The following is an 11397-nucleotide window of genomic DNA, read 5'->3' as shown; positions in this document are numbered from 1 at the left end:
TGACTCGGCCATCACCCCGGCGGGTCGCCGAATGTCGCGCGGATCCGCAATGCCTGGTCGGCAACGCGCACGGCGAGGTCGACTCGATCGTCGAGTGACCCGGTGAGCAGCACCCAGGACCGCCCGGCCGCGGTGAGCGCATCCTCGAACCAGCCCGTCATCTCGGCGCGCACGTGCTCGCCGTCGCGAACACCGTCCTGGACGAACGGCACTCCGCGGTGGTCGGTGAGCAGGTAGATGGCGGCACGGCCGGTGCGGATTGCCGCGGCGCGGTCGCTGTGCGGACCGAGATAGCGCCGCTCCCACACCGTCGTGGCGAACGCATCCGTGTCGCACAGCAACACCGGCGACCCCCGCCGTGCCGCGTCCTCCTCGAGACGGGCCTGTGTGCGCGCGATGTGCTCGAAATCGATTGGGGTCCAAACGATATCGTCCACGGTCGCGCCTGGGTTGATCCGGCGCAGTCGGTCGAGCTTCGCGATGGTGGCCCGGCGGCCGTATTCGGGCACCCAGCCGGTGCGCGCCCAGGCACCACCGCGGTCGCGGTAGTGCCTCGCCACCGCGCGGCTGACGGTCGTGGTGCCGGTCGATTCGGCCCCTAGAAACACGATTCGGGTGGCGAGCCCGCTCCGTGCCGGGCTGTCGAGCATCTCCCAGTTGTCGGCGAGGCCCGCGCGGCACGCCGTGCCGGACACCGGATGGACAACGCGTTCGGGATCGACACACACGTGCACGGCGTCGAACCGGCGGGCAAGTTCGTCGCCGTACTTCTCGCTGGAGACGACGGCGTCGATCGGGGCCGGATCGACCGCGCGGATCGCCGCGCGCATGCATGCCACCTGGGCCGCCCACACCGCATCCGATTCCAGATCCATCGGTGCGTCGCAAGCAATCCCGGTGACCCGCACACCCGCGTCGGCCACGTGCGAGGCGCGCAGCCAGGCCACCCGATCGGCGAGTGGGATGGTCTCGGCTGTCGAGGCCATCACGACGACCGTCACACGCTCGGCGACACCGGCGGCGGCTCGGACCAGGTGATGATGTCCGCGGTGCGGTGGGTAGAACTTGCCGATGACCAGGGCATGCCGATAGGTCGCGGTCATCGTGCGGCCACCAGCGCGGGTGTGGTCGCACCGCTGCGCCGCCAGGCGAGCAGGCCACGTACGCACAACACCAGAAACCCGGCGTACAGCAGCGCGGTCAGCGTGAGGTCCTTGTGCAGATAGAGCGGAATGTAGATGAGGTCGGCGGCGATCCACAGCAGCCAGGACTCCCAGTACTTGCGCGCCTGACCCCAGGTCGCCAGCAACGACAAGGCGGTCGTGAGGGCGTCCCAGAACGGCACGGTCGAGTCGGTTGCCGTGGCGAGCAGCAGCGTCAACGCGGCGGTGCCGGCGATTCCGACTCCCGCGAGCACGGCCCATTCGGACCGGCTCGTCGAACCGACCGCGAGCGGCGCGCCGGCGTCGCCACGCACCCACTGGTACCAACCCCACAGTGCGAGTGCGATATACACGATTTGCAGTCCGGCGTCGGCGAACAGGCCCGCGGTGAAGAACAGCAGGATCCAGACCAGGTTGTTCGCGATACCGATCGGCCAGTTCCACACCGACTGCCGACCGACGAGCCATACACACCATGCGCCGGTGGCGAACCCCACCACCTCCGCCCAGGTGGTCGGTGCGCCGAACATGGTGAGCGCTGTCGAGTTCAAGAATTCGATCATCGGAGACCCCTTCGGTTCACGCCATTAGAGCATATATGCGCTAAGTGGGTCGGGGCTGGTGTATCGCCGCATGGGCAATGTGAGGGAGTAGTCAATGCAGCCAGACAGCACTGTGCGGCGTGGGTGGCGCCGAGTCGCCATCGCCGCACCGCAGGCGATCTCGCGATCGGCGTGGCGGGGTGCGGGTCCGACGATGACAGCGACGACGCATCGGGCGGTGGAACGACTGTCGTCATCACCCACAACCTGGGGACGACCGAGTTCGACGCGACGCCCGAGCGGGTCGTCGCGCTCGGTGACCAGTGGCTCGACGCAGCGGAGTCGCTCGGCGTGGAACCGGTCGGGTACGCCGCCGCGGCGAGCGTGTTGACCGGCGGGAAGCCGGCGCCGTGGGAGCCGGCGAGCCTGGCGGACGCGACCGTGATCAACGTCGGTGGCGACATCGTCGAGCAGATTGCCGCGCTGAACCCGGACCTCATCCTGGTGCCGAACTTCCTGATCGACCAGCCCAAGTACGACAAGCTTTCGCAGCTCGCGCCGACCGTCGGGGCTCTCACGCCGGCGCAGGTCGACCCGTGGGACAAGCAGGTCCAGACCCTCGGCATGATCCTGCCCCCGGAGGTTGTCGCCGCGGCGGGCGGACAGGGCCGGATGGGGGTCTCACCCGAGCGGGTCGGTGAGTTGAACTCACAGTTCCTGGTCACGAGCACGATGCCGGGCATGGAAGGCGCCTACGAGAAGCTGCCCGGCTACGGCGAACTGCCGTCGGTGCAGAACGGATCCGTGACGAACCTCGACATCATGGCCGTGACCGGGCTCAACACGCCGACACCGCTCTCGGTGCCCTACGTGCTGAATCTGCTCGAGCCGGGGCTGGTCAAGGCTGCCGCGGCGACCTAGATGTCAGACCCGGACTCGCCACGGTGTGACCCGCATCGCGCCAGCCGTGCAATGCGGGTCACATTCGTCGGGGCGACGCTGGACTGAGGTCGGAGTTCGGCATCTCCGCTGCTAGGCTTGCTGCCCGTAAGACATCCTTTAACGACCCGTCCCGTGAGGCGGAGAAGGAGGTCCGCGGAATGAGCGTGCCCGACGAACGGGTGCCCCATCAACGTCGCCACGATTCCGAGGCGACGCGCGAACTGCTTTCGGCGTCCGACGTTTCTCGGACCATTGCCCGCATCGCGCATCAAATCATCGAGAAAACCGCGCTCGACTCCGACGATCCCCTCACGCCGCGCGTCGTGCTGATCGGGATTCCCACCCGCGGCAGCACGCTCGCAGTCCGGCTCGCCGACAAGATCGCCGAGTTCTCCGGGATCCGTCCCGCCGTCGGTTCGCTCGACATCACGTTGTACCGCGACGATCTGCGGACCAAGCCGCATCGCCCGCTCGAGCGGACCTCCGTGCCCGAAGGCGGCGTGGAGGACGCACTCGTGGTGCTCGTCGACGACGTGCTCTTCTCCGGCCGCTCCACGCGCGCCGCGCTGGATGCGCTGCGTGACCTCGGCCGGCCGCGCGCCGTGCAGCTCGCCGTGCTGGTCGACCGCGGACATCGAGAACTCCCGATTCGCGCCGATTACGTCGGAAAGAACGTGCCGACCGCGCGGTCGGAGGATGTGTCGGTATTGCTCGTCGAACAGGACGGTGTGGACGGGGTGCAGCTGTTCCAGGGTGGGGCGAAGTGAAGCATCTGCTCTCGGTGACCGATCTCGACCGGGCGGCGGCGACCGCACTGCTCGACGAAGCCGAACGGTTCGAGCAGGCACTGCTCGGTCGCGAGGTGCGCAAGCTGCCGACCCTGCGTGGGCGCACGGTGATGACCGTGTTCTTCGAGAACTCCACCCGCACCCGGGTGTCCTTCGAGGTCGCCGGCAAATGGATGAGCGCCGACGTCATCAATGTCAGCGCGAGCAGCTCGTCGGTGCAGAAGGGGGAGTCGCTGCGCGATACCGCGATGACCTTGCACGCCGCGGGCGCGGATGCGCTGATCGTGCGTCACCCTGCCTCGGGCGCGGCGCATCAGATCGCGAACTGGCTCGAGCAGCGGGGGAACGCGCCGGCGGTGATCAATGCCGGTGACGGCACACATGAGCATCCGACGCAGGCCCTGCTCGACGCGCTCACGCTGCGCCAGCGCCTCGGCACCATCGAGGGCAAGCGGATCGCGATCGTGGGCGACATCCTGCACAGCCGGGTCGCTCGCTCGAACGCGTTCCTGCTCGCCGAACTCGGCGCCGAAGTCGTGCTCGTCGCGCCGCAGACGCTGCTGCCGATCGGCGTAGAGACCTGGCCCGTCACCGTGTCGCATTCGATCGACGCCGAACTGCCGGGCGCCGACGCGGTGCTGATGCTGCGCGTGCAGGCCGAACGGATGAACGGCGGATTCTTCCCGTCGGCCCGCGAGTACTCGGTCAACTACGGACTGTCCGAGCGTCGCATGGGTCTACTCGCCGACCACGCTACCGTGCTGCACCCCGGCCCGATGCTGCGCGGCATGGAGATCGCTTCGGCCGTGGCAGATTCGTCGAAGGCAGCTGTGCTGCAACAGGTTACGAATGGAGTGCACATGCGGATGGCGGTGCTGTTCACGCTGCTGGTCGGCACCGACGAGGCAGTCGCATGAGCGCGCGCATCCTGATCGAGGGCGTTCGCCTGTACGGCGAGGGCGATCCGGTGGACGTGCTGCTCGCCGACGAGGAGATCGCCGAGATCGGCTCCGACCTGGCCGACGACGATGCAACCGTCATCGACGGCGCGGGCAAGATCCTGCTGCCCGGTTTCGTCGACCTGCACACCCACTTGCGCGAACCCGGCCGGGAGGACACCGAAACCATCGAGACCGGTTCGGCCGCGGCGGCGCTCGGCGGCTACACCGCGGTCTTCGCGATGGCGAACACGAACCCGGTCGCGGACTCGGTCGTTGTCACCGACCACGTTTGGCGGCGCGGACAGGAAGTCGGCCTCGTCGACGTGTACCCGGTCGGTGCCGTGACGGTCGGCCTGGACGGCAAGCAACTCGCCGAGATGGGCACCATGGCCAGCGGTATCGCCGGGGTGCGGATGTTCTCCGACGACGGGCAATGCGTGCACGACCCGCTGATCATGCGGCGCGCGCTGGAGTATGCGAACTCGCTCGGGGTACTGATTGCCCAGCACGCGGAGGAGCCCCGGCTCACCGCCGGAGCCGTCGCACACGAAGGCCCGAACGCGGCGCGCCTCGGCCTGGCCGGCTGGCCGCGCGCGGCCGAGGAAGCCATCGTCGCCCGCGACGCACTGCTCGCGCGCGATGCCGGTGCGCGCGTGCATGTCTGCCACGCCTCGACCGCAGGCACCGTCGAGCTGATGCGCTGGGCCAAGAGCCTCGGCATCAAGATCACGGCCGAGGTGACCCCGCATCACCTGCTGCTCGACGACACGCGGCTGGAGACCTACGACCCGGTGAACCGGGTCAATCCGCCGCTGCGCGAAATCTCCGACGCCGAAGCGCTGCGCCGCGCCCTGGCCGAGGGCGTCATCGACTGCGTCGCGACCGACCATGCGCCGCATGCCGAGCAGGACAAATGCCACGAGTTCGCCAGGGCCCGACCCGGCATGCTCGGTCTGGAGACCGCGCTGTCGGTGGTGGTGGCCGCAATGGTCGAGCCGGGTCACCTCGACTGGCGCGGCGTCGCCCGGGTGATGAGCGAGCGGCCCGCCGAGATCGTCGAGCTCAGCGACCAGGGCCGGCCCATCGCGGTCGGCGAACCGGCGAACCTCGTGCTCGTCGACCCGGAAGCGACATGGACAGTGAGCGGACCGGAACTCGCGAGCATCTCCAGCAACACCCCGTACGAGGCGATGACGTTGCCCGCGCGGGTGGTCGCCACATTCCTGCGTGGCCGCGTCACCGCGCGCGACGGCAAGGTCGGGGTGAGCGCGTAATGGAACGGGCGCTCTGGGTGATCGGGCTCGTCCTCCTGTGGGCGGCGCTGATCGGGCTGATGTACCGCGGCTGGCGCAACCGGGCCAAGCGGCAAGCCCCGCAGATCGGCGAACTGCCCGCCGCGCCCGAGGATCTCGGCACGCAGCTGATCGATGCGACCACCGGTCTCTACGTGGGCAGCACCATCGCGCCGAGCTGGCAGGACCGAATCGCGGTAGGTGATCTCGGCCACCGGGCCACCGCGCGGATCGCCCGGTTCGAGAAGGGCATCCTGCTCGAACGGACCGGGGCAAGCACCATCTGGATCCCACGCGAAGCGATTCGCGCTGTGCGCACCGAACGCGGCCTAGCAGGCAAAGTTATGACCAAAGACGGCGTCCTTGTGGTGCGCTGGCAATTGCCGACCGGAACCGAGATCGACACCGGTTTCCGCGGCGACGACAAGACGGTTTATCCCCAATGGATCGATCAGAACGGAGTGAGCGCGTGAGCGCCATACCAGCAGCCCTGGTACTGGAGGACGGAAAGGTTTTCCGCGGCACCGCCTTCGGTGCGGTCGGCGAGACCCTCGGTGAGGCGGTGTTCAGCACCGGCATGACCGGGTACCAGGAGACGCTCACCGACCCGAGCTACCACCGCCAGATCGTGGTGTCGACGGCACCGCAGATCGGTAACACCGGATGGAACGACGAGGACGACGAGTCCGCGCGCATCTGGGTGGCCGGCTACGCCGTGCGCGACCCCTCGCGCACCGTGTCGAGTTGGCGTGCCACCGGGTCGCTCACCGACGAACTCGACCGGCAAGACATTGTCGGCATCGCCGGGATCGACACTCGCGCCGTCGTGCGGCACCTGCGCACCCGCGGCTCGATGAAGGCAGGCATCTTCTCCGGTGACGCGCTCGCCGGCACCGAGGAACTGCTCGCCAAGGTCAACGCACAGCCGTCCATGCTCGGCGCCGACCTGGCCAGCGAAGTCACCACCGACGCGGGCTACGTGATCGAGCCGACCGGGACGCCGCGCTTCACCGTCGCCGCGATCGACCTCGGCATCAAGACGAACACGCCGCGCATGTTCGCGCAGCGCGGCATCCGGGTGCACGTGCTGCCTGCCGGCACGTCGTTCGACGCGGTGCGGGAGCTGAAACCGGATGGCGTGTTCCTGTCCAACGGACCGGGCGACCCGGCGACTGCCGGTGGCGCCGTTGCGCTGACCCAGGAGGTGCTCGGGGCCGGGGTGCCGCTGTTCGGCATCTGCTTCGGCAACCAGATCCTCGGCCGGGCGCTCGGTCGCGCCACCTACAAGCTGAAGTTCGGCCACCGCGGCATCAACGTGCCGGTCATCGAGCACGACACGGGCCGGATCGCGATCACCGCGCAGAACCACGGCTTCGCGCTCGAAGGCGAAGCGGGGGAGCGGTTCGACACCCCGTTCGGGCCCGCCGAGGTCAGCCACACCTGCGCCAACGACGGTGTGGTCGAAGGCGTCCGGCTCGTCAACGGGCGCGCCTTCTCGGTGCAATACCACCCCGAGGCCGCCGCAGGCCCGCACGACGCCGCCTATCTCTTCGACCGGTTCACCGGCCTGCTGGAGGACAGTAAGTAATGCCACGCCGCACAGACATCAACCACATCCTGGTGATCGGCTCCGGGCCGATCGTCATCGGCCAGGCGTGCGAGTTCGACTACTCGGGCACCCAGGCCTGCCGCGTCCTGCGCGCCGAGGGCATGCGCGTGTCGCTGGTCAACTCGAACCCGGCGACGATCATGACCGACCCCGAGTTCGCCGACGCCACCTACGTGGAGCCGATCACGCCCGAGTTCGTGGAGAAGGTCATCGCCCGAGAGGCCGAGCAGGGGCACAAGATCGACGCCGTGCTCGCCACGCTCGGTGGGCAGACGGCACTCAACACCGCAGTCGCGCTGCACGAGCGCGGCATCCTGGAGAAGTACGACGTCGAACTGATCGGAGCCGACTTCGAGGCCATCCAGCGTGGCGAGGACCGGCAGAAGTTCAAGGACATCGTCGCCAAGGTCGGCGGCGAAAGTGCCCGCTCGCGAGTCTGTTTCACCATGGCCGAGGTCCGCGACACCGTCGCCGAGCTTGGCTACCCGGTCGTCGTGCGGCCCTCGTTCACCATGGGCGGGCTCGGCTCGGGCATGGCCTACAACGAAACCGACCTCGCACGCATCGCCGGCGGCGGGCTGGCCGCGTCGCCGACCGCGAACGTGCTCATCGAGGAATCCATCCTCGGCTGGAAGGAGTACGAGCTCGAGCTGATGCGCGACGGTCGCGACAATGTCGTCATCATCTGCTCGATCGAGAACGTGGACCCGGTCGGCGTGCACACCGGTGACTCGGTGACCGTCGCCCCGGCGATGACCCTGACCGACCGCGAGTACCAGAAGATGCGCGACCTCTCGATCGCGATCCTGCGCGAGGTCGGCGTCGACACCGGCGGCTGCAACATCCAGTTCGCGATGGACCCGAGCGACGGCCGCCTGGTCGTCATCGAAATGAATCCGCGGGTGTCCCGCTCGTCGGCGCTGGCCTCGAAGGCGACCGGATACCCGATCGCGAAGATGGCCGCGAAGCTGGCGATCGGCTACACCCTCGACGAGATCATCAACGACATCACCAAGGAGACGCCGGCTTGTTTCGAGCCGACGCTCGACTACGTGGTGGTCAAGGCGCCGCGGTTCGCGTTCGAGAAGTTCCCGGGGGCGGATGCGACGCTGACCACGACGATGAAGTCGGTCGGCGAGGCGATGTCGATCGGTCGTAACTTCACCGAGGCGCTGGGCAAGGTGATGCGCTCACTGGAGACGAAGGCGGCCGGATTCTGGACCGTCGACGATCCGGCGAGCGGTGATCTGGAGACCGTCCTGGCGGAGCTGGCGGTTCCGCACGACGGACGGCTGTACGGCATCGAGCGCGCGATGCGTCTCGGCGCCACCGACGAGCAACTGTTCGACGCCACCAAGATCGACCCGTGGTTCCTCGACCAGATCCGGCAGATCCACGAACTCGGCAACACCGTCCGTGACGCGTCCGAGTTCGACGAGGCGCTGCTGCGCCAGGCCAAGTACCACGGCCTGTCCGATCGGCAGATCGCCGCGCTGCGACCCGAACTCGGCACCGAGGACGCCGTGCGCGAGGTGCGTGGGCAGCTCGGCGTGCACCCCGTCTACAAGACCGTCGACACCTGCGCGGCCGAGTTCGAGGCCCGCACCCCGTACCACTATTCGACCTACGAGCTTGACCCTGCGGCCGAATCGGAGATCGCCGAGCAGCCGGACAAGCCGAAGGTGCTCATCCTCGGTTCCGGTCCCAACCGGATCGGGCAGGGCATCGAGTTCGACTACTCGTGCGTGCATGCCGCGCTGACGTTGTCCGAAGCCGGCTACGAGACGGTGATGGTCAACTGCAACCCGGAGACCGTCTCCACCGACTACGACACTGCCGACCGGCTGTACTTCGAGCCGCTCACCTTCGAGGATGTGCTCGAGGTGTACCGGGCAGAGTCGGAATCCGGGACCGTCGAGGGTGTCATCGTGCAGCTCGGTGGGCAGACCCCGCTCGGCCTGGCGCGCCGACTCGAAGCGGCGGGGGTGCCGATTGTCGGCACGAGCCCCGCCGCGATCGACCTCGCCGAGGACCGCGGCGAATTCGGCCGCGTCCTCACCGAGGCCGGCCTGCCCGCGCCGAAGTTCGGCACCGCCACCACGTTCGAGGGTGCTCGCGACATCGCCGCCGGTATCGGCTACCCGGTGCTGGTGCGTCCGTCCTATGTCCTCGGTGGGCGCGGGATGGAGATCGTGTACGACGAGAAGTCCTTGGAGAACTACATCTCTCGCGCCACCGAGATCTCCGACGATCGCCCGGTGCTCGTCGACCGGTTCCTCGACGACGCCGTCGAAATCGACGTGGACGCCCTGTGCGACGGCACCGAGGTGTACCTCGGCGGCATCATGGAGCACATCGAGGAAGCGGGCATCCACTCCGGCGACTCGGCCTGCGCGTTGCCACCGATCACCCTCGGTCGCACCGACCTCGAGAACGTGCGTCGCTCCACCGAGGCGCTGGCGAAGGGCATCGGCGTCAAGGGTCTGCTCAACGTGCAGTACGCCCTCAAGGACGACATCCTGTATGTGCTCGAAGCAAACCCGCGGGCGTCGCGCACCGTGCCGTTCGTGTCCAAGGCGACCGCCGTGCAGCTGGCCAAGGCCTGCGCCCGGGTGATGCTCGGCGAGTCGATCGCCGACCTGCGCGCCTCCGGTGTGCTGCCCGCCCAGGGGGATGGCGGTGCCCTGCCGCAGAGCGCGCCGATCGCGGTGAAGGAAGCGGTGTTGCCGTTCAACCGGTTCCGCACCGCCGAGGGCAGCAACGTCGAGTCGCTGCTGAGCCCGGAGATGAAGTCGACCGGCGAGGTGATGGGTATCGATGCCGATTTCGGTACCGCATTCGCCAAATCGCAGGCCGCGGCGTACGGCTCGCTGCCGGTGCAGGGCACCGTGTTCGTGTCGATCGCCAACCGGGACAAGCGCTCGATGGTGTTCCCGGTGAAGCGCCTCGCCGACCTCGGGTTCCACATTCTCGCCACCGAGGGCACCGCGGAGATGCTGCGCCGCAACGGTATCCCGTGCGAGATCGCGCGCAAGGTGTCCGATCCCGCGATCGCGGACGAGCCCGACATCGTGGACCGGATCAAGGACGGCCAGGTCGACATGGTGTTCAACACGCCGTTCGGCAACTCCGGCCCGCGCGTCGACGGCTACGAGATCCGCAGTGCCGCCGTGCTGATGAACATCCCGTGCATCACGACCGTGCAGGGTGCCGCCGCCGCGGTGCAGGGGATCGAGGCCGCGATCCGCGGCGATATCGGGGTGCGGTCGCTGCAGGATCTGCACAAGGCGATGGGCTTGGCATGACCGGGCCTGGCATGACGGGCTTCGGCGCCCGGCTGCACGCCGCGCTCGCCGAACGCGGGCCGGTGTGCGTCGGGATCGATCCGCACCCCGAATTGCTCGACGCATGGGACGTGTCGCTGGAGAAGTTCGCCGAGATCTGCGTCGAGGCGTTCACCGGCACCGCCCTGGTCAAGCCGCAGGTCGCGTTCTTCGAGACCTACGGCTCGGCCGGTATCGCGGTGCTGGAGCGGACGATCGCCGACCTGCGTGCGACCGGCACTCTCGTGCTCGCCGACGCCAAGCGCGGCGATATCGGGTCCACGATGGCGGCCTACGCGCGGGCCTGGCTCGGCGACGGTCCGCTGGCCTGCGACGCGGTGACGGTGTCGCCGTACCTCGGGTTCGGCTCGCTGGCACCCGCGCTCGCGGCCACGCCCGAGCGCGGCGTGTTTGTGCTCGCGGCGACCTCCAACCCGGAGGGTGCGCAAGTGCAGGGCGCCACTGCGCCCGACGGTCGGTCGATCGCGCAGGTGATGGTGGACGAGGCAGCCGCCTGCAACGCGGGTGCCGTTCCGCTCGGCTCGGTCGGCGTGGTGGTCGGCGCGACGCTGGCCGCCACACCGGACCTGTCCGCGCTCAACGGCCCGGTTCTGATGCCCGGCGTCGGGGCCCAAGGTGGCGGTCCGGCCGACATTCGTCGACTCGTCGACACCGGCGCCACTCTGGTGCCGTCGGTATCACGGGAAGTGCTGCGCGCCGGGCCGTCGGTCACCACGCTGCGCGACGCGGTCGCTGCGACAGTCGAGGCATTCGACTTCCTGCGGCCCTAGCGTTCG

The 11397-nt window shown here is 68.6% G+C and carries 10 protein-coding genes; 8 read left to right on the top strand and 2 right to left on the bottom strand.

What is annotated here, in order from left to right; translation table 11 throughout:
* Positions 1-11: 11 nt before the first annotated feature.
* Together OG921_RS18920 and pnuC are read right to left on the bottom strand one after the other, a co-directional pair.
* Positions 12-1103: an AAA family ATPase gene (locus OG921_RS18920; RefSeq protein WP_266114066.1), complete on the bottom strand. Its 1092-nt coding sequence runs from the start codon at positions 1101-1103 to the stop codon at positions 12-14.
* Positions 1100-1726, bottom strand: coding sequence for a nicotinamide riboside transporter PnuC (pnuC, locus tag OG921_RS18915; RefSeq protein ID WP_266114065.1), 627 nt, complete (start codon positions 1724-1726; stop codon positions 1100-1102). Before pnuC ends, OG921_RS18920 begins: the two co-directional genes overlap by 4 nt.
* Positions 1727-1849: 123 nt before the next feature.
* On the opposite strand from pnuC, the gene OG921_RS18910 reads away from it, so the two are divergent.
* The 8 genes from OG921_RS18910 (at position 1850) to pyrF (ending at position 11391) form a co-directional block, all read left to right on the top strand.
* A complete protein-coding gene (locus OG921_RS18910) occupies positions 1850-2626 on the top strand; it encodes an ABC transporter substrate-binding protein (RefSeq protein ID WP_266114064.1) in 777 nt (258 codons plus the stop codon).
* Between the two features lie 179 nt (positions 2627-2805).
* Entirely contained in the window at positions 2806-3414 is a 609-nt protein-coding gene (gene pyrR, locus OG921_RS18905; protein WP_266114063.1) for a bifunctional pyr operon transcriptional regulator/uracil phosphoribosyltransferase PyrR, read from the top strand.
* Complete coding sequence (locus OG921_RS18900; protein WP_266114062.1) at positions 3411-4352, top strand: aspartate carbamoyltransferase catalytic subunit; 942 nt, start codon at positions 3411-3413, stop codon at positions 4350-4352. Before pyrR ends, OG921_RS18900 begins: the two co-directional genes overlap by 4 nt.
* Positions 4349-5650, top strand: coding sequence for a dihydroorotase (locus OG921_RS18895; protein WP_266114061.1), 1302 nt, complete (start codon positions 4349-4351; stop codon positions 5648-5650). The genes OG921_RS18900 and OG921_RS18895 overlap by 4 nt, the downstream gene beginning before the upstream one ends.
* Positions 5650-6141 carry a transporter gene (locus OG921_RS18890; protein WP_266114060.1) on the top strand — a complete coding sequence of 164 codons (492 nt, stop codon included), beginning with the start codon at positions 5650-5652 and terminating at the stop codon, positions 6139-6141. The genes OG921_RS18895 and OG921_RS18890 overlap by 1 nt, the downstream gene beginning before the upstream one ends.
* Positions 6138-7256 carry a glutamine-hydrolyzing carbamoyl-phosphate synthase small subunit gene (carA, locus tag OG921_RS18885; protein WP_266114059.1) on the top strand — a complete coding sequence of 373 codons (1119 nt, stop codon included), beginning with the start codon at positions 6138-6140 and terminating at the stop codon, positions 7254-7256. The genes OG921_RS18890 and carA overlap by 4 nt, the downstream gene beginning before the upstream one ends.
* Positions 7256-10582: a carbamoyl-phosphate synthase large subunit gene (gene carB, locus OG921_RS18880; protein ID WP_266114058.1), complete on the top strand. Its 3327-nt coding sequence runs from the start codon at positions 7256-7258 to the stop codon at positions 10580-10582. The genes carA and carB overlap by 1 nt, the downstream gene beginning before the upstream one ends.
* An 11-nt stretch (positions 10583-10593) precedes the next feature.
* Positions 10594-11391, top strand: coding sequence for an orotidine-5'-phosphate decarboxylase (gene pyrF, locus OG921_RS18875; RefSeq protein ID WP_266114264.1), 798 nt, complete (start codon positions 10594-10596; stop codon positions 11389-11391).
* The last annotated feature ends 6 nt before the right edge of the window (positions 11392-11397 follow it).

Origin of the sequence: Aldersonia sp. NBC_00410 (genome assembly GCF_026342035.1) — a bacterium.
In the GTDB taxonomy this organism is placed as follows: domain Bacteria; phylum Actinomycetota; class Actinomycetes; order Mycobacteriales; family Mycobacteriaceae; genus Aldersonia.
Note: the sequence above shows the minus strand (reverse complement) of the source record. Positions and strands in the feature narration are given on the sequence as shown.

Bases quoted from the DNA above. Each gene is read 5' to 3' on its own strand.
- OG921_RS18890 (WP_266114060.1), top strand. From the start codon at position 5,650: ATGGAACGGGCGCTCTGGGTGATCGGGCTCGTCCTCCTGTGGGCGGCG.
- pyrF (WP_266114264.1), top strand. From the start codon at position 10,594: ATGACGGGCTTCGGCGCCCGGCTGCACGCCGCGCTCGCCGAACGCGGG.
- OG921_RS18920 (WP_266114066.1), bottom strand. From the start codon at position 1,103: ATGACCGCGACCTATCGGCATGCCCTGGTCATCGGCAAGTTCTACCCA.
- pnuC (WP_266114065.1), bottom strand. From the start codon at position 1,726: ATGATCGAATTCTTGAACTCGACAGCGCTCACCATGTTCGGCGCACCG.
- OG921_RS18895 (WP_266114061.1), top strand. From the start codon at position 4,349: ATGAGCGCGCGCATCCTGATCGAGGGCGTTCGCCTGTACGGCGAGGGC.
- pyrR (WP_266114063.1), top strand. From the start codon at position 2,806: ATGAGCGTGCCCGACGAACGGGTGCCCCATCAACGTCGCCACGATTCC.
- carB (WP_266114058.1), top strand. From the start codon at position 7,256: ATGCCACGCCGCACAGACATCAACCACATCCTGGTGATCGGCTCCGGG.